The sequence below is a fragment of the Streptomyces sp. NPDC090077 genome, assembly GCF_044747545.1.
Lineage (GTDB): Bacteria > Actinomycetota > Actinomycetes > Streptomycetales > Streptomycetaceae > Streptomyces.
This window is the reverse complement of the sequence record NZ_JBIVEG010000001.1, coordinates 539,279-559,316: the sequence shown is the minus strand read 5'-3', so window position 1 is coordinate 559,316 and position 20,038 is coordinate 539,279. Positions and strand designations below refer to the sequence as shown.

General features: G+C 75.8%; 21 protein-coding genes. 13 read left to right on the top strand and 8 right to left on the bottom strand.

Going from position 1 to position 20,038, the window contains the following annotated elements:
• Positions 1 to 50: 50 nt before the first annotated feature.
• The 5 genes from ACIPW5_RS02465 to ACIPW5_RS02445 form a co-directional block, all read right to left on the bottom strand.
• Entirely contained in the window at positions 51 to 416 is a 366-nt protein-coding gene (locus ACIPW5_RS02465; protein ID WP_401239219.1) for a hypothetical protein, read from the bottom strand.
• A 147-nt stretch (positions 417 to 563) separates the two neighbouring features.
• Positions 564 to 986 (bottom strand): hypothetical protein, encoded by a 423-nt coding sequence (locus ACIPW5_RS02460; RefSeq protein ID WP_401239216.1) that lies wholly within the window; start codon positions 984 to 986, stop codon positions 564 to 566.
• Between the two features lie 106 nt (positions 987 to 1,092).
• On the bottom strand, positions 1,093 to 1,611 hold the full coding sequence (locus ACIPW5_RS02455; RefSeq protein WP_401239213.1) for a universal stress protein: 519 nt from the start codon (positions 1,609 to 1,611) through the stop codon (positions 1,093 to 1,095).
• Between the two features lie 230 nt (positions 1,612 to 1,841).
• The gene (locus ACIPW5_RS02450; RefSeq protein WP_401240073.1) at positions 1,842 to 3,218 is read right to left on the bottom strand and encodes a sensor histidine kinase; all 1,377 of its coding nucleotides are present in this window, start codon (positions 3,216 to 3,218) and stop codon (positions 1,842 to 1,844) included.
• Between the two features lie 94 nt (positions 3,219 to 3,312).
• Complete coding sequence (locus ACIPW5_RS02445) at positions 3,313 to 3,990, bottom strand: response regulator transcription factor (protein WP_401239210.1); 678 nt, start codon at positions 3,988 to 3,990, stop codon at positions 3,313 to 3,315.
• A gap of 136 nt (positions 3,991 to 4,126) precedes the next feature.
• Here ACIPW5_RS02445 and ACIPW5_RS02440 point away from each other — a divergent pair, with 136 nt between their 5' ends.
• Together ACIPW5_RS02440 and ACIPW5_RS02435 are read left to right on the top strand one after the other, a co-directional pair.
• Positions 4,127 to 4,705, top strand: coding sequence for a hypothetical protein (locus tag ACIPW5_RS02440; RefSeq protein WP_401239207.1), 579 nt, complete (start codon positions 4,127 to 4,129; stop codon positions 4,703 to 4,705).
• 171 nt (positions 4,706 to 4,876) lie between these two features.
• Positions 4,877 to 6,952: a SpoIIE family protein phosphatase gene (locus tag ACIPW5_RS02435; RefSeq protein ID WP_401239204.1), complete on the top strand. Its 2,076-nt coding sequence runs from the start codon at positions 4,877 to 4,879 to the stop codon at positions 6,950 to 6,952.
• 26 nt (positions 6,953 to 6,978) lie between these two features.
• On the opposite strand, the gene ACIPW5_RS02430 is transcribed toward ACIPW5_RS02435, so the two are convergent.
• A complete protein-coding gene (locus tag ACIPW5_RS02430; protein ID WP_401239202.1) occupies positions 6,979 to 8,610 on the bottom strand; it encodes an AMP-binding protein in 1,632 nt (543 codons plus the stop codon).
• Positions 8,611 to 8,731: 121 nt separating this feature from the next.
• Between ACIPW5_RS02430 and ACIPW5_RS02425 the strand changes: the two genes are divergently transcribed.
• The 5 genes from ACIPW5_RS02425 to ACIPW5_RS02405 all read left to right on the top strand — a co-directional run bounded on the left by ACIPW5_RS02425 (position 8,732) and on the right by ACIPW5_RS02405 (position 13,066).
• Entirely contained in the window at positions 8,732 to 9,358 is a 627-nt protein-coding gene (locus ACIPW5_RS02425) for an alpha-ketoglutarate-dependent dioxygenase AlkB (RefSeq protein ID WP_401239199.1), read from the top strand.
• Positions 9,359 to 9,362: 4 nt separating this feature from the next.
• On the top strand, positions 9,363 to 10,343 hold the full coding sequence (locus ACIPW5_RS02420) for a tellurite resistance/C4-dicarboxylate transporter family protein (protein WP_401239197.1): 981 nt from the start codon (positions 9,363 to 9,365) through the stop codon (positions 10,341 to 10,343).
• Positions 10,344 to 10,352: 9 nt separating this feature from the next.
• On the top strand, positions 10,353 to 10,787 hold the full coding sequence (locus ACIPW5_RS02415) for a VOC family protein (protein WP_401239194.1): 435 nt from the start codon (positions 10,353 to 10,355) through the stop codon (positions 10,785 to 10,787).
• A gap of 135 nt (positions 10,788 to 10,922) precedes the next feature.
• On the top strand, positions 10,923 to 12,131 hold the full coding sequence (locus ACIPW5_RS02410) for an RNA ligase (RefSeq protein WP_401239191.1): 1,209 nt from the start codon (positions 10,923 to 10,925) through the stop codon (positions 12,129 to 12,131).
• Between the two features lie 2 nt (positions 12,132 to 12,133).
• On the top strand, positions 12,134 to 13,066 hold the full coding sequence (locus tag ACIPW5_RS02405; RefSeq protein ID WP_401239188.1) for an AAA family ATPase: 933 nt from the start codon (positions 12,134 to 12,136) through the stop codon (positions 13,064 to 13,066).
• 73 nt (positions 13,067 to 13,139) lie between these two features.
• On the opposite strand, the gene ACIPW5_RS02400 is transcribed toward ACIPW5_RS02405, so the two are convergent.
• Positions 13,140 to 13,799: a hypothetical protein gene (locus ACIPW5_RS02400; RefSeq protein ID WP_401239186.1), complete on the bottom strand. Its 660-nt coding sequence runs from the start codon at positions 13,797 to 13,799 to the stop codon at positions 13,140 to 13,142.
• A gap of 216 nt (positions 13,800 to 14,015) precedes the next feature.
• Here ACIPW5_RS02400 and ACIPW5_RS02395 point away from each other — a divergent pair, with 216 nt between their 5' ends.
• Positions 14,016 to 14,390, top strand: a complete 375-nt coding sequence (locus ACIPW5_RS02395) for a YbjQ family protein (RefSeq protein WP_362458255.1) — start codon at positions 14,016 to 14,018, stop codon at positions 14,388 to 14,390.
• Between the two features lie 39 nt (positions 14,391 to 14,429).
• On the opposite strand, the gene ACIPW5_RS02390 is transcribed toward ACIPW5_RS02395, so the two are convergent.
• Positions 14,430 to 15,356: a DMT family transporter gene (locus ACIPW5_RS02390; protein WP_401239183.1), complete on the bottom strand. Its 927-nt coding sequence runs from the start codon at positions 15,354 to 15,356 to the stop codon at positions 14,430 to 14,432.
• Between the two features lie 29 nt (positions 15,357 to 15,385).
• Here ACIPW5_RS02390 and ACIPW5_RS02385 point away from each other — a divergent pair, with 29 nt between their 5' ends.
• The 5 genes from ACIPW5_RS02385 (at position 15,386) to ACIPW5_RS02365 (ending at position 19,983) form a co-directional block, all read left to right on the top strand.
• The gene (locus tag ACIPW5_RS02385) at positions 15,386 to 16,849 is read left to right on the top strand and encodes a PLP-dependent aminotransferase family protein (RefSeq protein ID WP_401239180.1); all 1,464 of its coding nucleotides are present in this window, start codon (positions 15,386 to 15,388) and stop codon (positions 16,847 to 16,849) included.
• Between the two features lie 339 nt (positions 16,850 to 17,188).
• Complete coding sequence (locus ACIPW5_RS02380) at positions 17,189 to 18,103, top strand: nitroreductase/quinone reductase family protein (protein ID WP_401239178.1); 915 nt, start codon at positions 17,189 to 17,191, stop codon at positions 18,101 to 18,103.
• A gap of 124 nt (positions 18,104 to 18,227) precedes the next feature.
• Complete coding sequence (locus tag ACIPW5_RS02375; protein WP_401239175.1) at positions 18,228 to 18,716, top strand: LAETG motif-containing sortase-dependent surface protein; 489 nt, start codon at positions 18,228 to 18,230, stop codon at positions 18,714 to 18,716.
• Positions 18,717 to 18,724: 8 nt separating this feature from the next.
• Positions 18,725 to 19,420 carry an RNA polymerase sigma factor gene (locus ACIPW5_RS02370; RefSeq protein ID WP_401239173.1) on the top strand — a complete coding sequence of 232 codons (696 nt, stop codon included), beginning with the start codon at positions 18,725 to 18,727 and terminating at the stop codon, positions 19,418 to 19,420.
• The gene (locus ACIPW5_RS02365; RefSeq protein ID WP_401239170.1) at positions 19,417 to 19,983 is read left to right on the top strand and encodes a hypothetical protein; all 567 of its coding nucleotides are present in this window, start codon (positions 19,417 to 19,419) and stop codon (positions 19,981 to 19,983) included. Before ACIPW5_RS02370 ends, ACIPW5_RS02365 begins: the two co-directional genes overlap by 4 nt.
• The last annotated feature ends 55 nt before the right edge of the window (positions 19,984 to 20,038 follow it).

The window sequence follows — 20,038 nt, the reverse complement described above, 5'->3', positions numbered from 1 at the left end:
GCCCGTTCGGGGCATACGTCAGCCGTTGCGAACGGGCTTACGGGAGCGGACTAGAGCCGCCATCGACAGACGATGGTCAGAGTGGAACGTCCTGAGCGGGCGTGGGCCGGTCCGGCGGTGCCCGGGGGTGCCGCGCGGGCCGCCGCCGGGGCGGCGCCCGCACCCGCCGAGGGCCGTACGGGCGCGGCGGACAGGGGGGCCGGCCCCTGGCCGGTGGGGGCCGGGTCGGAGGAGGCGCAGCTGGCACCGTGGCCGGGGTGGGGGTGTGCGTGGCCCAGGGGCTCTGCAGGGGCCGTCGGTCCGGGCTCCAGCGCGGCTCCGGCGGCCGGCGAGCCGGAGGAGACGTCGGTGTGCCCGTGCGAGGAGCAGGCGAGGGCGGCGAGGAGCAGCGCGCCGAGCAGGCTGGCGACCAGCATGCGGTACCAGGGTGAACCGGGACGAAAGGGGCGTTGATGGTGCGGGTGGGTACGGGTCGGCATGGTTCCTCCGTGCGGCGGGCACCCCTGGGCCCGTGCGGGCGGGGGCGGCGGGGATCGCGGGACGGGCCCGGAAGGATCCCGGGTCTACACCTGGAGGACGGGAGAGGTGCGGGGTTGTGCGGAGGTGACGGCTCCGGCCTGGTGGCGGGCCGGGCCGCAGCGGTCGGCGGCGTCCCCGTGGACCGCGGGGGCGGGCCGGGTCAGGGTGCCCGCCGGGGGGATCGCGGTCGCGTCCGCCGGGGAGGCCGCACGGGGCGGCAGGGGGGCGCAGTCGTGGACCGGGTGGGAGGGGGAGTGGTGGTCGGCGGAGGTCACCGAGGCCGGGGTCGCGGCGACCGGGTCCGCCGGTGCGGCGGTGCTGGTGGAGAGGGTGGTGTGGCCGGCGTCGTGCGAGCCGGCGCCGTGCGCGCAGAGCAGGCAGAGCAGCAGCAGGGTCAGCCCGAGCAGGTGCAGCAGGCCCGCGGAAGTGCGGATCCGCGGCGTACGGGGGGACCGGGCTGAGACCACGTCGTGATCTTAGCTTGTCCCCCGCGTGATGTGCGGTCCCGAACCGGACAATCGCCGGGCGCTTCCCGGCCGGTGCCGCCCCAGCGGACGGGACGGTGACGGACGGTCAGCCCGCCAGCTCCCGCGCGTCCAGCGGGAGGTGCCACGCGTTGCGGCGGCGCACGGTGTGCAGCTGGGCCTCCAGCGGGTTCGGCGGCACCGCGAGCACGGGGCACGGCGCGTGCCGCAGGCAGTACCGGGCCACCGAGGGCCGCAGGGCGCCCAGCAGCCGGCCCCGGCGGCCCGCCCCGACCACCAGCAGGTCGTCCGCGTCCCGGGCGGCGTCGACCAGCACGGCCCGCGGGGTGCCCCGTACGATCTGCGCCGTCAGGGGAACACCCGGGCCGCCCCGCCCGAAGGCCTCGACGACGGCGTCGCGCAGCCGCCCGGCGGCCGCCATCCGGTACTCGGGGTAGCTGTCGCAGACGCAGGAGGTCCGGCTGCCCAGCCCCCCGCCCGGCGTCTGCCAGGCGAGCACCGCCCACAGCTCGGCCCCGCGCAACCGGGCCTCGTCGGCGGCCCGGTGCAGGGTCGTCGGACTCCCGGGCCCGCCGCTCACGCCCGCAACCACCCGTGGTCTCCCCACCGCCGGCCCCTCCCGCGTCGCCCACCGTCAGGCTTCCATTGAACGCCCGTCGGCGCCGTCCGTACGTCAGCGGTGCGTATGGACCCGGTCGGCCGGCGTCAAGTTCCCGTCAGGGCGGGGTGGACGCCTTCGGCCCGGAGGCCGAAACGGCGGAAAAGACCCCTGCCTCCGGCCCGCCGGACCGGGCTCGCGGCCGGCGGGCCCCACGATGCGCACCTCGCGCAGGAGGGTCACCGGTGGGGCGGCGGGCCTCCGGGCGCCGTCGGGAGGACGGCCCGCAGGAGGGCGCCGCGGTGCGCGGGCTCGGCGGTGAGGGTGCCGCCGTGATGGGCGGTCAGGTCGCGGGCGATCGCCAGCCCCAGGCCGGCCCCGCCGTGGTCGCGGCTGCGGGCGTCGTCGAGCCGGGTGAACCGCTCGAAGACCCGCTCCCGGTCGGTGGGCGGGATGCCGGGACCGTCGTCGAGCACCTCCAGCACGGCCGTCCGCGCCCCGGAACCGTCGGACGCGGTGCGCAGGACGACCTCGACCCGCCGGTCGGCGAACCGCTGGGCGTTGTCGAGCAGGTTGGTCACCACCCGGGTCAGCCACAGCTCGCTGCCCTCCACCTCCACCCCCGCCGCCAGCCCGGTGCGTACGGGCACCCGGTCGCCCGCCCGGGCCGCCACGGCGGAGCGCACCAGGTCACCGAGGTCCAGCCGGACCGGGGCCACGGGCTGGGCGGCGTCGATCCGGGCCAGCAGGAGCAGGTCCGAGGCCAGGTGCTGGAGCCGCTCGGTGTCCTCCAGCGCCCCGCCGATCAGCTCCGGCCACAGCTCCGGGTCCCGGACGGCCAGGGCCACCTCCAGCTGGGTGCGCAGCACGGTGAGCGGGCTGCGCAGCTCGTGCGAGGCGTCGGCGATGAACCGGCGCTGCCGGTGCCCGGAGGACTCCAGCCGGTCCAGCGTGGCGTTCATCGTCTCGGCCAGCCGGGCCACCTCGTCGCGGGTGGGCGGTACCGGGACCCGGCGGTGCAGGTCCCGGTCGGTGATCTCGGCGACCTCGGCGCGGATCGCCTCGACGGGGCGCAGGGCGCGGCCGGTCACCCGCCAGGTGACCAGGGCCACCGTGGCGAGCAGCAGCGGCCCGCCGACGGCGAGGGCGGCGGTGGTGGTGTCGTCGGCCGCGTCCACGTCGCGCAGCGAGGTGCCCACGTACACGGTGACCAGCCCCTGCGGGGTGTCCGTGGTGACCTGGACGACCCTCAGCCGGTGTTCGCCGCCGAGCGGCCGGACCCGCCAGGTGTGGAAGGCCGTTCCGGGCCCCGAGGGACCGCCGGGGCCGAGCGCGGGTGCGCCGGCCAGGTTCGGGGTGGCCCGCAGCACCCGGCCGCGGGCGCCCACCACCTGGACGAAGTCGGCGCCGGGCAGCGGCGCGCGCATCCGGTCCAGGCCGCCGGAGGCGGCGAGCCGGGCGATGGTCACGGCCTGCCGCTCGGCGTCGCGCTCGGCGTTGCGCAGCAGGTTGGCCTTCAACAGCCCGAGCAGCGCGAACGAGGCCAGGGCCAGGGCCGCCGCCACGACGAGGACGGCGCCCGCGGTGGCGCGTCCGCGGACGGTGGCGGGCCCGATCCGGCGCAGCAGGCGCCGCCCGGCCGTGCGTACGCGGCCGAGCGCGCGGCCCACCGCGCCGGGCTCCGCCGGAGTCCCCGTCGGGGTCCGGGGGTCAGCCACCGTCGGCCGCCAGCCGGTACCCGGCACCCCGCACGGTCTCCAGGGCGGACCGGCCGAACGGCGCGTCGATCTTCCGGCGCACCGCGCTGACGTGCACCTCGACCACGTTCGGGTCGCCGTCGAAGGCGCTGTCCCAGACCTGTTCCAGGATCTCCCGCTTGGGCACCACCTCCCCGGCGCGCCGGGCCAGGCACTCCAGCACCGCGAACTCCCGGGCGGTCAGCCGTATCTCCGTCCCGCCCCGGGAGCACAGGTGGCGCGCCGGGTCGACCAGCAGGTCGCCGAACTCCATGGTCCGCGGGCCCCGGCGGCCCGTGCGCCGGCCCAGGGCGCGGAGCCGGGCGACGAGGACGAGGTAGGAGAAGGGCTTGGAGAGGAAGTCGTCGGCGCCGGTGTCCAGGGCCTCGGCCTCGTCGTACTCGCCGTCCTTCGCCGTGAGCATCAGGATCCCGGACTCGTTGCCCGCGGCGCGCAGCCGGGCGCAGACCCGGTAGCCGTTGAGGCCGGGCAGCATGATGTCGAGCACGATCAGGTCGTAGTCGTGCTCGCAGGCCATCCACAGGCCCTGCGGCCCGTCGTGGGCCACGTCCACCGAGAAGCCCTCCGACCGGAGCCCCCGCTGGAGGGCGAGCGCCAGCCGTCGTTCGTCCTCCACCACCAGTACGCGCATGCCGCCCAGGGTCTCAGGTGGGGTCCGGGCTTTGCTGAAGGGGTCTTCAGGCGGCTTCAGGTGGGCTTCAGCATCGCCCCGGCATGCTCGGCGACGAGCCGGGTGTGGTGCCCGGTTGTGCCTGAGGAGTCCCGGTATGTCTGAGTCTTTGCCGCAGTCCGACCCGTCCGACCAGCCCGAACCCACCGCCGAGCAGCCGGCGAAGCCCGCGCGCAAGGGGCTGGGCGGCGCGGTCCCCCGGGGTACGGGCGCACGCTGGGCGGTGGCCGTCGGCGCGGCCGCGGTGATCGTGGGCGGCGGGGCGACGGCGGTGGCCGTGGCCGGCCACCACCACGGCCACGAGGACCGGGCCCGCCACGTCGTCCGACCGGAACCGGGCCGCGGGCACGCCCCCGAGGGCGGGCCGAAGGCCGGACGCAAGGCCGAGCCGAAGGTGCGGGACGGTGCCGGCCCCGCCCGCGGCGGCTTCGCCGGGCACGCCGCGGCGCCCGCCCCGCTGCCCGCCCTGCCCATCGGCCAGGCGGCGGAGAAGGCGGCCGCGGCGGTGGAGGGCGGCAAGGTCGAGGGCCTGCGCGCGGTCGCCCAGCAGGGCGGCGGCAGCGCCTGGCGCGCGGTGGTGCTCGGCCCGGACGGCGTCCGCCACGCGGTGACCGTCTCCGGCGACGGCACCGTCACCGCGAACACCCCCCTGAACCGGGGAACGTCCGCGAGGTAGCACCCGCCGCCCGGCCCCGGCCGGGCGGCTCGCGGGCCGGGCCCGGACGGGACGGCCCGCCGCCGTGATGTCCGCTCCGGCGATGGCGCGCAGAATGAAGGGGAGCGGCGAGCCCCCCGCCCCGGCGCGGGCGGACGGGACCCGCCGCGCCCCGGGCAGAGGAGGCTTCCGGTGCCGTCGGAGCAGTCGGGGGGCTCGGGGGGTGCCGGTCCGATCCGGTCGGAGCCGGGGTCCCTGCTGGAGCACGTGGCGGTGGCCGTCTTCGGCATGGACGGGGACGGCCGGATCCGGTTCTGGGGGCCCGGCGCGCAGGGGCTCTTCGGGTACGGGGCCGCCGAGGTGCTGTCCCGGCCCGCCGCCCTCCTCTTCCCCGAACCTCCCGGGGACACCCCCGAAGGCACCCCCGGATCCGCCGCCCTGCTGGCGGAACGGGCCGCCGCCCTCGGGTACTGGCGGGTCCGGCTGCCCGCCCTGCACCGGGACGGCTCCGTCTTCGACTGCGGGTTCCGGGTCTTCCCGGTGGCCGGCACCGCCGGCGAGACCGTGATCATGGGGCTGGCCAGCAGGGGGGACGAGCTCGACCGGGTGAAGACCAACCTCGCCTTCCTCGACGCCCTCTTCGAAACCTGTCCCATCGGCCTGGTCATGCTCGACCAGGACCTGCGCTACGTGCACCTCAACCAGGCCCTGGCCGACATGGACGGCCTCCCCGTCGCCGCCCACATCGGCCGCGCCACCGACGAGATCATGCTCACCTCTGACGACGGCGAGTTCCAGCGCATGCTGCGCGCCGTCGCCGACGAGGGCCGTCCCCTCGTCGGAGCCCTGGTGGGGCTGCGCACCCCCGGCCGCCCCGACCGCGACCAGGTCCGGTCGGTCAGCCTGTTCCCGCTCAGCCGGGCCGGGGAGACCCGCCCGGGGGTGGGCGGCCTGCTGGTGGACGTCACCGACCGGGAGCGGGCCCTGCTGGAGGCCACCGCGGCCCGCCGGCGCCTGGCCCTGCTGGACCGGGCCGCGGCCCGCGTCGGCACCACCCTGGACGTGGACACCACCGCCCGGGAACTGGTCGGGGTGGCCGTACCGGACTTCTGTGACGGCTGCGTGGTCGAGCTGGTGGAGTGGATGCACCCCGCCGAGGCCTTCGACCCGCGGCTCCCGCTGTTCACCCGCCGGATCGCCTTCGGCACCGTGCTCCCGCCGCCCGCGCCCGAGCTGGTGGCCGGCCTGGAGCGGGTGACGTACCCGCCGGGTTCCGGCATCCACCGGATGCTCGGCACCGGCCGGCCGCTCTGCGTCACGGTCGACGAGGAGTTCGCGGCCCGGGCCGCCTCCCGCCCGGACCGCGCCCGGCTGCTCCTGGAGAGCGGCCTGGCCCGCATCGTCATCGCGCCGCTCGTGGCCCGGGGCACCGTGCAGGGCATCGCCATGTTCGGGCGGTCGTCCGCCCGTCCCGACTTCACCGAACAGGACCTGAGCCTCGCCGGGGAACTCGCCTCCCGCGCCGCCCTCTGCCTGGACAACGCCCGTCTCTACAGCCGGGTCCAGGACATCGCCCTCACCCTCCAGCGCGCCCTGCTGCCGAACGCCCTGGCCCGCAGCGAGCACGTGGCCGTCGCCCACCGCTACCTGCCGGGCAGCCGGGCCACCGAGGTCGGCGGGGACTGGTACGACGTGATCGACCTGCCCGGGGGCCGGGTGGCCCTCGTCGTCGGCGACGTGATGGGCCACGGGGTCCCCGCCGCCGCCTCGATGGGCCGGCTCCGCATCACCGCCAAGGCGCTGGCCCGCCACGGCCCGGAGCCCGAGCGGCTGCTCGGCGAACTCGACGCGTGCGCCCGGGAGTCCGGCATCGAGCTGGCCACCTGCGTGTACGTGGAGTACGACCCGCACACCGGCCGCGCCCGCATCGCGAACGCCGGCCACCCCCCGCCCCTCCTGCGCCGACCCGACGGCACCGTCGAGACCCTCGGCGGTGGCCTCGGGGTCCCGCTCGGGGTCGGCGGGGTCCCCTTTCGCTCGGCCGACGCCCGCCTCCCCGACGGGGCCGTCCTCGCCCTGTACACCGACGGGCTCGTCGAGGCCCGGGGCCAGGACATCGAAGCGGGCCTGGACGCCCTGCGGGCGCAGCTCGCCTCGGTCGAGGGCCCGCTGGAGGGGGAGGTGGAACGCGTCCTGTCGGCCCTGGTCCCGGACGCGGCCACCGACGACACGGTCCTGCTCCTGGCCCGGATCCGCCGCGCGGGGTGACGGGCCCGGGGGCCGGGGCCGCGGGGCTACGCCAGCAGCCGGGCCGCGATCTCCCGCATCTCCACCTTGCGGATCTTGCCGGTGACCGTCATCGGGAACTCCTCCACGACGTGGACGTAGCGCGGGATCTTGAAGTGGGCCAGGCGGCCCGAGCAGTACGCCCGGACCGCATCCGCCGTCAGCGGCTCGGCCCCCGCGCGCATCCGCACCCAGGCCATCAGCTCCTCCCCGTACTTGGCGTCGGGGACGCCGATCACCTGGACGTCCAGGACGTCGGGGTGGCCGTGCAGGAACTCCTCGATCTCGCGCGGGTAGAGGTTCTCGCCGCCCCGGATCACCATGTCCTTGAGCCGGCCCGTGATGCTCAGGTAGCCGTCCTCGTCCATGACCGCCAGGTCGCCGGTGTGCATCCAGCCCTCCCCGTCCACGGCCTCGGCGGTCTTCGCCGGCTCGCCCCAGTAGCCGATCATCACCGAGTAGCCGCGGGTGCACAGCTCGCCCGGGGTTCCGCGGGGGACGGTGGCGCCGCTCTCCGGGTCGACGACCTTGACCTCCAGGTGCGGCCCGACCCGGCCCACGGTGGAGACGCGGCGCTCCACGGAGTCGTCCACCCGGGTCTGCGTGGACACCGGGGAGGTCTCCGTCATGCCGTAGCAGATGGAGACCTCGGCCATCCCCATCCGCTCGATCACCTCGTTCATCACCTCCACCGGGCAGGGCGAGCCCGCCATGATCCCGGTCCGCAGGCTCGACAGGTCGTACCCGTCGAAGCCGGGGGCGGCCAGTTCGGCGATGAACATGGTCGGCACCCCGTACAGGGAGGTGCACGCCTCCGCCTCCACCGCCGCCAGGGTGGCCGCCGGGTCGAAGGCCGGGGCCGGGATCACCATCGCCGCGCCGTGGCTGGTGCAGGCGAGGGCGCCCATGACCATGCCGAAGCAGTGGTAGAAGGGCACCGGTACGCACACCCGGTCGCGCTCGCTGTAGCCGCACAGCTCCCCGACGAAGAAGCCGTTGTTCAGGATGTTGCGGTGGGAGAGGGTGGCCCCCTTGGGGAAGCCCGTGGTCCCCGAGGTGTACTGGATGTTCACCGGGTCGTCCGGGTCCAGGGCCGCGGCGGCCCGTGCCAGGTCCGCCGGGTCGCCCTGGGCGCCGCTCTCCAGCAGCGCGTGCCACAGCGGGCCGTCCAGCAGCACGGTGAACTCCAGGTCCGCGCAGCGCGGCCGGACCTCCTCGATCATCCCCGCGTAGTCCGAGCCCTTGAAGCCGTCCGCCGCGACCAGCAGCCGGATCCCGGACTGGTTCAGCACGTACTCCAGCTCGTGCGAGCGGTACGCCGGGTTGACGGTGACCAGGACCGCCCCGATCTTCGCGGTGGCGTACTGCACCAGGGTCCACTCGGCGCGGTTGGGGGCCCAGATGCCGACCCGGTCGCCGGCGGTGATGCCGAGGCCGAGCAGGCCGAGGGCGAGGACGTCCACGTCGGCTGCCAGCTCCGCGTACGTCCACCGGCGCCCGGCGGCCACGTCGACGAGGGCGTCCCGGCCGGGGAAGCGGCGCACGGTGCGGTCGAGGTTGTCCCCGATCGTCTCGTCCAGCAGCGGGACCCCGGAGCTTCCTGACGCGTGACTGGGCGCGACCGACACGTGTACCTCCACGACTCTGTGGCCCGGCGGAGCCGGCGTGCGGCCATGATCCTCTTCCGCGGCCCGCCGGACCACCCCCCGGAGCCCCCCTTCTTTTCGAGCGTACGTTCGATTGCGGGGGTAGGCTGGTCCCATGCACGCACTCCAGGGCTCCCTCTTCGACCAGACCGACGAGATCCGGCTCGGGCCGCTCTCACCGGTACGGCGAACCCTGCTCGGGGCCGGCGCCTGGGCCGACCACCTCCCCGGGTGGCTCACCGGGGCCGACGCCCTCTTCGAACGGCTCGCCGCCGAGGTGCCCTGGCGCGCCGAACGGCGGCAGATGTACGACCGCGAGGTGGAGGTGCCCCGGCTGCTGGCCCACTACCGGGAGGGCGAGCAGCTCCCGCACCCCGTGCTCACCGAGGCCCGCGACGCCCTCGGCCGGCACTACGCCGCCGAACTCGGCGAGCCCTTCGCCACCGCCGGGCTCTGCCTCTACCGCGACGGCCGCGACAGCGTCGCCTGGCACGGCGACCGCACCGGCCGCTCCGCCACCGAGGACACCATGGTCGCGATCCTCTCCGTCGGGGACCCCCGCGACCTCGTCCTGCGCCCCCGCGAGGGCGGCCCCACCCTGCTGCGGCTGCCGCTGGGCCACGGCGACCTCGTGGTCATGGGCGGCTCCTGCCAGCGCACCATGGAGCACGCCGTCCCCAAGACGACGCGGGCCGTCGGGCCCCGCATCAGCGTCCAGTTCCGCACCCGCGGCGTAATGTGAGGCCATGCGCAGCCGGTTCCGCTTCCGGGCCTGGTGCTCCGCCCTCCCGCCCGCCGCGGGCGGCGCGGTCATGGCCACCGGCGTCCTCTCCATCGGCCTGGAGCTGACCGGCCACACCCCGCTCTCGATCGCCGCGCTGGTCGTCGCGGCCGCACTGTGGCTCGTCCTCGCCGGGGACTTCACCGCCCGGCTGATCGGGGACCGGGGCCGCTTCCGCGCCGAGGCCGACACCCCGGCCGCCCTCACCGCCGTCGCCGCGACCACCGTCCTCGGTGCCCGGCTGGTCCCGCTCGGGTGGGAGCGCGCGGCCGCCGCCCTGCTGGTCCTGGCCGCCCTGCTGTGGCCCGGACTCCTCGCCGCCGTCGTCCTGCACTGGCGGCGCCGCATGCCCGGGGCCGCCTTCCTCGTCTGCGTCGCCACCCAGGGCCTCGCCGTCCTCGCGGCCTCCCTGGCCGCCGCCGGGTACCCCGACTGGCTGGCCCTCGCCGCCCTGGCCTGCTTCTGCCTCGGCCTGCTGCTGTACGGCGTCGCCCTGACCCGGTTCGACTTCCACGAGGTCGTCAGCGGGGCGGGCGACCACTGGGTCGCGGGCGGGGCCCTGTCCATCACCGCCCTCGCCGGGGCGAAACTCACCGCCCTGCCGCTGTGGACCGGTCCGGCGCACACGGCCCTGCGCGCCGCCACCCTCGCCGCCCTCGGCATCTCGCTCGTCTGGTACGCGGTCCTCCTCGCCGCCGAACTCGGCAGCCCCCGCCACCGCTACGACGTCCGCCGCTGGTCCACCGTCTTCCCCCTCGGCATGACCGCCACCGCCTGCCTCACCGCCGCCCCGGTGACCGGCGTACCGTGGCTGCGACCCCTGGGCGAGGTCCTGCTGTGGATCGCGGTCGCCGCCTGGATCATCACGTTCGCCGCGTTCACCCTCAGCTGCTGCCGGCCCGCCCGGCGGCGTTTCCCGGAGGGCGGGAACGGGGCGGATCGGTAGGGTCCCGCCATGGCCTACACGTTCCAGGTGACCGTCGACTCCACCGACCCGCACCCGCTCGCCGACTGGTGGGCGGACGCGCTGGGCTGGGAACGGGAGCCGACGGACGAGGAGTTCGTCCGGGAGATGATCGAGGCGGGCCACGCCACCGAGGAGGACACCACCACCCACCGGGGCACGCTCGTCTGGAAGGCCGGCGCCGCGATCCGCCACCCCGGCGGCACGGAGCGGGCTCCCCGGGTGCTGTTCCAGTTCGTCCTGGAGCCCAAGGCGGTCAAGAACCGCGTCCACCTCGACGTCCGCACCGGCGAGGACGACCCCCGCGTCCTGGTCGACCGCCTCGTGGCCAAGGGCGCCACCCTCCTGCACGAGGGCCGCCAGGGCCCCCACCGCTGGACCACCCTCGCCGACCCCCAGGGCAACGAGCTCTGCGTCTCGCACTGACCGGGAACCGGGCCGCCCGAGCGGGCGTCATCCTCCCTGGCGGAACCGGGCGCCTGGCCGCTGACCAGTGGAAATTCAGTACCGGCCGGTCCCTCCCGCACGTGAGAATGAGCCATCTCGAACCGGGAGGAACCCATGAGCCAGGACCACCTGACTCTGCACGGCCTGCTGCCCGCGCAGGAGCTGGCGGACGCCATCGACGCCGGACACGTGACCCGCAAGCAGCACCCCGAACTGCCGCTGTCCATCTACACGTACACGCGCACCGCCCAGTACGAGCAGATATGGAACACGGTCACCACCCGCTGCCGCGGCCTCGTCGCCGACGACGAGACCGGAGCGGTCGTCGCGCTGCCGCTGCCGAAGTTCTTCAACGTCGGCGAGCACACCTCCGGCCGCCCCTACGCGCCCGCCCTGCCCGACGAGGCGTTCGAGGTCTACGACAAGGTCGACGGCAGCCTCGCCGTGGTCTTCCACTACGCCGGACGCTGGCGGGTCGCCTCCAAGGGCTCCTTCATCAGCAGCCAGGCCACCTGGGCGCAGCGCCGCCTCGACACCCGCGACACCACGGCCCTCGTGCCCGGCACCACCTACCTCGCGGAGATCCTCTACCCGCAGAACCGGATCGTCGTGGACTACGGCGACCGCCGGGACCTCGTCCTGCTGGCCGCCTTCGGCCCCGACGGCACCGAGGTGCCGCTCGCCGAGGCCGCCGGCCACTGGCGGGGCGTCGGCTCCGTCGTCCGGGTGTGGCCCGCCATGCCGCTCGACGAGCTCCTCGCCCTGGCCGAGTCCAACACCCTGCCCGGCGGCGGGTCCGCGACCGGCACCGAGGCCGAGGGCTTCGTCCTGCGCTTCGCCTCCGGCGTGCGCGCCAAGGCCAAGCTCACGGAGTACGTACGCCTGCACAAGCTGCTGACCGGGGTCAACGAGCGGGACGTCTGGCGCGCCCACGGCGTCCAGCGCTTCGCGGGAGTGTCCGCCAAGCTGCTCGCCCAGGGCCTGAACTGCACGGTCGCCGACGTGGAGGAGGCCGGCGGGAAGCCGCTCGACGCCCTCCTGGAGCAGGTCCCCGACGAGTTCGACGCGTGGGTGCGCGAGGTCGTCGCCGGGCTGGAGGAGGCCTTCGCCCGGCGGGAGCGGGAGGTCGACGAGGCCTTCGGGGCGCTCGCGCACCTGACCGGCGACCGGGGTGCCTTCGCGCGCGCCGCCAAGGAGATCCGGGACGGAAAGATCCGCGCGGCCATGTTCACGCGCCTGGACGGCCGCAGCACCGAGCTCGTCTCCTGGCGGGCCGTCCGGCCGGAGACGGCCGACCCCTACACCACCGACGAGGAGAACTGAACGTGTCCGAAGAGCCCGAACTCCCCGTGGTCCACGTCATGACGGGGTTGCCGGCCTCGGGCAAGACGACCGCGGCCCGCGCCCTCCAGGCAGAGGCGGGCGGCCGCATGCGGCGGGTCAACCTCGACGACCTGCGGGCCATGCTCGACCTGCCCGACCCCGAGCGGGGCCGCTCGTACCGGCACGAGCAGACCGTGCTCGCCGTGCAGGACGCGGCGGTCCGCGCGGCGGTCGACGACGGCTTCGACGTGGTCGTCGACAACACCCACCTGACGTCGAACATCCCCAAGCGGCTCAAGGCCGCGGTCGCCGGGCGCGCCACCTTCGTCGTGCACGACTTCACCGACGTGTCCGTGGAGGAGTGCCTGCGCCGTGACGCCGCGCGGGAGCGGCCGGTCGGCGAGGAGATCATCCGGATACTCGCCGGCAAGCACGCCAACGTGAAGAAGGGGGGCTGGCGGCTGACCGCGGAGTGGCTGAACGACCAGCCGTCCGTCCGCCCCTACGTCGCCGACCCCGCGCTCCCGTCCGCCGTGATGTGCGACATCGACGGCACGCTCGCCCTCACCGGCGACCGTGGCCCGTACGACTTCTCGCGCTGCGAGACCGACCTGCTGAACGAGTCCGTCCGGCACGCGCTCGACGCCTTCCGGCGCGCGGACGGGGACGTGATCGTGCTGCTGTCCGGGCGGAGCGAGGAGCACCGGCAGCAGACGGAGTCCTGGCTGCGGCGCCACGAAGTGCCGTACGACGAGCTGTGGATGCGGGCGGCGGGCGACACCCGCCGTGACGACGTGGTCAAGGCCGAGCTCTTCGACGCGCACGTGCGCGACCGCTACGCCGTCCGGGTCTCGCTCGACGACCGGGACCGGGTGGTCGCCGTCTGGCGCCGGATGGGTCTGCCGACCTGGCAGGTCAACTACGGGGACTTCTGACACGCCGCCGGGCGTACGGGAGGCGGAGCCGTGGGGCACCGTCCCGTACGCCCGGGGGAGCTGACCGCGAGGGTCAGAAGCGGCACCACTTCACCGGGGTGATGTCCTTCACGTAGCGGGCCGAGACCCAGGCGTGCTTGTAGTCGTACTTGCGCACCTGGGCGCCCCTCTTGCCGTCGGTGCCCTCGGTGGCGTCGAGGCCGTCGAGGCCGTTCATGCCGTCGGTGGCGTCCACCGGCTTCTTGTCCTTCTTGTGCTCCAGCAGGTACCAGAGGTTGTTGCCGTCGACCTTCTCGCCGTGCGTCTTGCACACGATCGACAGCTTCTGGTGCGGGTGCACCTTGTACAGGGGCTTCGAGTGGGTGGTGGGCTTGCTGCGGACCTTCAGGGGGCCGCGCGAGACCACCTTGCCCAGGGAGTACTTGGGCTTGGGGTAGGTGACGGGACCGTCGGCGGCGGGCTTCCGGCTCCCGGGCTTCTGGGCCTGGGGCTTCGAGCTCCCCGGCTTCTGGGCGGCCTGAGCGCCGGACTGCTCGTCGTCGTACTCGTCGTACTCGGACCCGTCGTCGTACTCGTCGTACTCGTCGTAGCCGGAGTCCCCGTCGAGGGCCTCCTCCACGGCGGGTCCGTCGACCAGCGGACCGTCGTCCGCGACGGCGACGCCCGCGCCGAACAGACCCAGCACCATGCTGCCGGCGGCGAGGGCGAGGATGGTCCTGGTGGGCTTCAGCATGAGCCGCTCCTCCACGAAGGCTTCCGCCCGGCCGCAGGACGCGGCGGGGGGCGGCAGCCCCTTGGCTGCCACGGACGACTATGACGAGGGAGCGGGCGGGGCCCCGGCCGACGCACCGCCGATTAGCCCGATATGCCCAATATCTTCTAGACGGCGCCGGGCAGGCGCGGAAGCACTGCGGATGCGTGCGGCCGTCCCCGGCAGCACAGTGGGCCCATGGGTATCGAAGACTACGGCGGCGGCCCCGGCGCCCAGCAGACCGGCGTCCTGGTCGTGACCACCAACGACGTCCCGGGCTACCGCGTCGAGCAGGTCATCGGGGAGGTGTTCGGGCTCACCGTGCGCTCCCGCCACCTCGGCAGCCAGATCGGCGCCGGCCTGAAGTCCATGATCGGCGGCGAGCTCAAGGGACTCACCAAGACCCTCGTGGAGACCCGCAACCAGGCCATGGAACGGCTGATCGAGCAGGCCAGGGCGCGCGGCGCCAACGCGGTGCTGATGATGCGCTTCGACGTGACCGACGCCGCCGACGTCGGGACGGAGGTCTGCGCCTACGGGACCGCCGTGGTCCTGGTGCCCGCCGGGACTTGATCCCCGTGCGGCCGGGCCGCCCCGGCCGCCGCGCCGCGGTCAGGCATCTGGGGGGCCGCCCGCGCCGCGCAGCCCCAGCGCCAGCCCGGCCACCACCACCGCCAGGCCCAGCCACACCGCCGGGCGGGGCGCACCGCCGCCCGACAGCACCCCGGCGCCGGCCGCCGCGAGCGGGGCGATCCCGGTGAGCAGCCCCGCCCGGCCGGAGCCCACGGCCGCCACCGTGCGGTACCAGAGCAGGAAGGCCACCGCCGTCACCAGCACGGCGAGGTACCCGACGGCGCCCCACTGCCCGACGGTCAGCTCCGCCAGGGCGGACGGGCGTTCCGTGCACACCGACAGCACCGCCAGCATCACCGCCCCCATCCACACTGCGTGCACGGACACCCCCCACGCGCCGTGCCGCCCCAGCACCGGCACCGCGAGCAGGGTGAACGCCGCCTCGCAGGCCAGCGCCAGCACCGCCCAGCCGATCCCCGCCGCATCGGTGCGCCCGGTCCCCTCGACCAGCACCGCCCCCGCGACCACCACGGGCGCCGCCAGCAGCACCCGGCGACTGGGCCGCCGCTTCTCCAGCAGCGGCCCGGCCACCCCGAGCAGCACCGGCACCGAGGCCACCGCGACGGCGATCACGGCCGGTTCGGCGTGCGCCACACCCCGTACGACGGCCACGTTGAACAGCACCAGCCCGCCGGCCGCGATCCCGGCCAGCCACAGCCACTCCCGCCCCCGGGGGCGCAGCAGCGGCACCCGGGCGGCCCGCGCGAGCAGGACCAGGAGCACGGCGGCGGCGACGTAGCGGACGGCCTGCGCGGCGAACAGCGGGGCGTCGACCAGGGAGCGGGAGACGGTGACGCTGCTGCCGACCAGCGCCATCCCGGCCATCCCGGGGAGCAGGTCCCGAAGGGGAGCGGAACGTGCGGGGGAGACGGACGCGGCGGACGGGGCGGAAGTGGAAGTGCTCATGCCGTCCAGCCTGGAGGGACAATGGCCCCGTGAGCAGGTCCAAAGAAGGTGCCGCCGAGGGGTCCATTACCGGCTCGGACTTCCTCCAGCTCGACATCGGCCAGGCCCCGCCCGGCAACCGCACCGAGTGGCTCGCCGCCCGGCTGCGCGCCGCGATCGCCGACGGCACCCTGCCCGTCGGCAGCCGGCTCCCCGCCAGCCGGGTGCTCGCCGCCGAACTCCGCGTCTCCCGCGGACTGGTGACCGAGGCCTACCAGCGGCTCGCCGAGACCGGCCAGGTCGAGGGCCGGGGCCGGGCCGGCACCGTGGTCGTCGCCGCGCCGCCGCCCCCGCAGGCCGGACCCGCCGCCGCCGTACCGCGCGGCGGGCTGGTGGACGCGCTGCGCGCCGTGCCCTGCCGGATCGACCTCTCGCCCGGGGTGCCCGACCTCACCGCCTTCCCGCGCACCGCCTGGATCCAGGCCGAGCGCAGGGTGCTCGCCGCCCTCACCCCGGCCGACTTCGGCTACGGCAACCCGCAGGGCGCGCCCGCCCTCCGGTCGGCGGTCGCCGGCTGGCTCGCCCGCAACCGCGGGATCCGCGTCGACCCCGCCGAGGTCGTCGTGGTCGCCGGGGTCGCCCAGGCCCTCGGGCTGCTCGCGCAGGTACTGCCCGGGGCCGGCGTGCGCCGGGTGGCGGTGGAGGACCCCGGCTCGCTGGGGGCGCGCCAGCAGCTGGAACACGGCGGGCTGGACGTCGTCGGAGTACCGGTGGACGGCGCCGGGCTGGACGTGGCCGCGCTGCGGGCGAGCGGGGCGCGGGCGGTCCTCATGACCCCGGCGCACCAGTTCCCGACCGGGGTCGTCCTCGACGGGGAGCGCCGCCGCGCGCTGCTGGCCTGGGCCGCCGCCGGGGGACTGGTCCTGGAGGACGACTACGACGCCGAGCACCGCTACGACCGCGCGCCCGTCCCCGCCCTGCGGGCCCTGGCCCCCGAGGGGGTCTGCTACGCCGGGAGCGTGTCCAAGCTGCTCGCGCCCGCCCTGCGGCTGGGCTGGCTGCTGGTCCCGGGACGGCTGCGGGAGGCCGTCGTCGAGGCCAAGCGCTACGCCGACCTCGGCAACCCGGTCCTCGCACAGCTCGTCCTCGCCCGGCTGATGGACTCGGGCGAACTGGAGCGCCACCTGCGCTTCGTCCGCCGCCGCCACCGCCGCCGCCGGGACGCGATGCTGGGGGCCGTCGCCGAGCACCTGCCCGGAGCCCGGGTGCACGGCGCCGCGGCGGGGCTGCACCTGACCGTCACCTTCGACGGAGCCTCCTTCGACGACACCGCCGTGGCCGGCGCGGCCCTGACCCTGGGCGTCAAGGCGCACCCGCTGTCCTGGCACCGGCTGCGACCCGGCCCGCCGGGCCTGATCCTCGGCTACGCGGCCGGGCCGGCCGGTGAGATCGAGGAGGGCGTGGCCGTCCTCGGCCGGGCACTGCGGCAGACCGTACAAGATCATCGGCGTTGACAACCGCCGCGCCCGCCCCGTCTAATGGCGAGCGGTGTCGCGTGACTCCGGCCACAGAGCAGTGGGCCGGCCGGTGATCGGGCGAACACCCTTCACTCAGGGACACGCCATGAGTCGGTACTCCGCGCCCCGCAGTTGACGTAGCGCGGCCGCACCCGCGGCCCCCGCGTCGCGGCCCGGCCGTCGAGCCGCAGCCGCCTCCCCTTCTTCCGAACCCCGTACGCACGCACGCGCGTCCGTACGCCCGTTCCGCACGCCCCGCCCCGGCGGCCCTCCCCGCAGCGGCCCGCCGGGGGACCGGCGGCGTGCCGGACCGGCCCACCCAGAGGGAACACACACGTGCCCACACCCGCACAGGACTTCAACCGCTCCGTCATCGAGGAGTTCCGCGCCCGCCACGGCAAGGTCGGCGGCTACTTCGAGGGCGAGGACCTGCTCCTGCTCACCACCACCGGCGCCCGGTCCGGAGAAGAGCGCACCACCCCGCTCGGCTTCGTCCGCCACGAGGGCGTCCTGCTGGTCGTCGCCTCCAACCTCGGCGCCCCCGCCCACCCCGCCTGGTACCACAACCTCCTGGCCCACCCGCAGGTACGGGTGGAGCTCGGCGCCGACGCCTTCGACGCCCTCGCCGTACCGGCCGAGGGGGACCGGCGCACCGAACTCTTCGACGCCGTCCTGCGCACCGCCCCCGGCTACGGCGAGTACCAGGGGCGCACCATCCGCCCGCTGCCCGTCGTCCGCCTGGAACCCGCCGATCCCGACGGCTGGCGGCCCCCCGCCGGGATCTGCACCCTGGCCGGGAAGCTCCTGGAGGTCCACACCTGGCTGCGGGCCCAGCTGCGCCACGTCGGAGCCGAGACGGAGGCCCACTTCGCGGCCCGCGCCGCCCACACCGGACCGGGACTCCCGCCGGCCCCCGGACTCGGGCTCCAGATCCGCCAGCGCTGCCTGGCCTTCTGCCAGGGCCTGGAGTTCCACCACACCAGCGAGGACGCCCACCTGTTCCCCGGCACCCTGGCCCACCACCCGCACCTGGCACCCGTCTTCGAGCGGCTGCGGGAGGAACACCGCACCGTCGCCCGGATCCAGGCCTCCCTGGTGGCCCTGCTCGACGGGGTGGCCATCGCCGAACCCGAGCGGTTCCGCACCGAACTGGCCCGGATGACGGCGGAGCTGAACGCCCACCTCGACCACGAGGAGGAGGTGCTGCTGCCGCTGCTGGAGGAGGTCCCCTGGCCCCCGCCGCGGCCCTGATCCGACGGGCGGCGGGAACCCGCGGAAAGTTTTTCGGAAACGGCGGCAACCGATCGGGGACTCGCGCGTCGTGCGGGGGTGAAGGGCGAAGTTCCCGCCCTCGAACCGACCGTGGAGAGCCACTGTGAAGAACCTGAAGCGCGCTGTTCCCGCCACCGCCCGCCGGGCGGCCCTCGCCGCCGCCACCGCCGGGACGGTACTCGCCCTCGCCGGGCCGGCCTTCGCCGCGCAGGGCGCCTCCGCCGCTCCGACCCCCACCAGCAGCGCGGCGCCGAGCGCCTTCCCGTCGGCGCCGGCCAGCGCCACGCCCAGCCCGGCCCCGACGTCCCCGGCCGGCAGCGGACAGCCCAGCGCGGTCCCGACGTCCCCGGGCAGCGCGAAGCCCACCCCGGTCCCCTCGGCGCCGGCCGGCGCCAAGCCCAGCCCGACGTCCCCGGCCGGTGCCGGCGGGCCCTCCGCCGCCCCTTCCGCGACGCCCGGTTCCGGTGACGCCGCTGAGCTCGCGCATACTGGCTCCTCGGCGACCACCATCGCCCTCGGGGCCGGCGCGGCCGCGCTCGTCGCCGCAGGCGGCGGCGCCCTGTTCGCCGTACGGCGCCGCGCCGCCAACTGAGGACACCCGTGCTCGAACCAGCACTGACCGCCGGCCCCCTCACGCCCGGTTCCCCCCGGGCGTGGCGGGGCCTGTGGTGGTGGCTCACGCGCCGCGAACGCAGCGCCCCGCCGGAGTCCGGACCCGGCGGGAGCGCGGCGGACACCCGCGCGTACCCGTACACGTACGCGTCCCCGTCGTCCTCCTACGGCGGCCACGGTGCGGGGGAGTCCCCGCGCCCGCCGACGGTCAGCGAGCTGTACCACGCCCACCGCCTGGGCATGGTCCGTCTCGCCGTGCTCCTCGTCGACGACACCGGCACCGCGGAGGACGTGGTGCAGGACGCCTTCACCGCCCTCTACCGCAGGTACGGGGAGGAGATCTCGGAGGTGGACAACGCGCTGGGCTACCTGCGCACCGCCGTCGTGAACACCTCCCGGTCCGTGCTGCGCCGGCGCCGCACGGCCCGTGCCTGGATCCCGCCGGTCACCGCCGACGTCCCCTCCGCCGAGGCGTCCGTGGTCCTGGACGAGGCGCACCGCGAGGTGCTGTCCGCGCTGGGGAGGCTGACCCCGCGCCGCCGGCAGGTGCTGGTGCTGCGGTACTGGGCCGACATGAGCGAGGCGGAGATCGCCGAGACCCTGGGCATCAGCCGGGGCTCGGTGAAGTCGAACGCCAGCCGCGGCCTGGACGCGCTGGAGAGGATTCTGGAGGGAAGGGTATGACCGGTCCTACGGGTCACGCGCCCGACGGCGAACGCCCCGTGGAGCGCCGGCTGCGCGAGGCCCTGGAAGCCAGGGCCGAGGAGGTGACGGTCCGCTCGCTGCGGCCCGCCGATCCGCCCGGCCCGCACCTGCGGCGGCTCTCCGTGCGCTCACTGTGGCTGCGCCGCGGGGGATGGGCCCTGGCGGGCGTCTCCGGCCTCGCCGCGGCCGCCCTCGCCGGGTACCTGGTGCTAGGCGGGCCCGACCAGCGGCCGGTCCGACCCGAGCCGCCCGCCGCGCCGCCGGAGCTCGGCCCGACCGGGCCGTCGGTCTCGCCCCGGCCGAGCGCGCCGTCGTCGTCCCCGGCCCCGTCCTCGCCGTCGCCCTCGTCGCCGGTGCCGCCGTCGGCCCCCGCGGGGGCGACCACCGGGCAGGGGATCCCCGTCCCGGTCCCGTCGGCCACCCCGGGACGGCCGTCCCGCTCCGCGGTCCCGTCCTCCGCGGTGCCCCCGGGGGGCTCGGCCACCCCGACCCCGGCGGGGGCCGGCGGCCTCCCGCCGGCCACGCAGCCGGCCGGCCGCTAGGCCGTCTCTTCCGGATCTGGCTCCCCCAGCTACCGCTGGGAGGTGCCCCCAGACC

Coding starts and splice junctions, on each gene's coding strand:
- ACIPW5_RS02425 (WP_401239199.1), top strand. CDS start 8,732: ATGCACGCACTCCAGGGCTCCCTCTTCGACCAGACCGACGAGATCCGG.
- ACIPW5_RS02440 (WP_401239207.1), top strand. CDS start 4,127: ATGTCTGAGTCTTTGCCGCAGTCCGACCCGTCCGACCAGCCCGAACCC.
- ACIPW5_RS02365 (WP_401239170.1), top strand. CDS start 19,417: ATGACCGGTCCTACGGGTCACGCGCCCGACGGCGAACGCCCCGTGGAG.
- ACIPW5_RS02420 (WP_401239197.1), top strand. CDS start 9,363: ATGCGCAGCCGGTTCCGCTTCCGGGCCTGGTGCTCCGCCCTCCCGCCC.
- ACIPW5_RS02415 (WP_401239194.1), top strand. CDS start 10,353: ATGGCCTACACGTTCCAGGTGACCGTCGACTCCACCGACCCGCACCCG.
- ACIPW5_RS02445 (WP_401239210.1), bottom strand. CDS start 3,990: ATGCGCGTACTGGTGGTGGAGGACGAACGACGGCTGGCGCTCGCCCTC.
- ACIPW5_RS02395 (WP_362458255.1), top strand. CDS start 14,016: ATGGGTATCGAAGACTACGGCGGCGGCCCCGGCGCCCAGCAGACCGGC.
- ACIPW5_RS02465 (WP_401239219.1), bottom strand. CDS start 416: ATGCTGGTCGCCAGCCTGCTCGGCGCGCTGCTCCTCGCCGCCCTCGCC.
- ACIPW5_RS02410 (WP_401239191.1), top strand. CDS start 10,923: ATGAGCCAGGACCACCTGACTCTGCACGGCCTGCTGCCCGCGCAGGAG.
- ACIPW5_RS02390 (WP_401239183.1), bottom strand. CDS start 15,356: ATGAGCACTTCCACTTCCGCCCCGTCCGCCGCGTCCGTCTCCCCCGCA.
- ACIPW5_RS02400 (WP_401239186.1), bottom strand. CDS start 13,799: ATGCTGAAGCCCACCAGGACCATCCTCGCCCTCGCCGCCGGCAGCATG.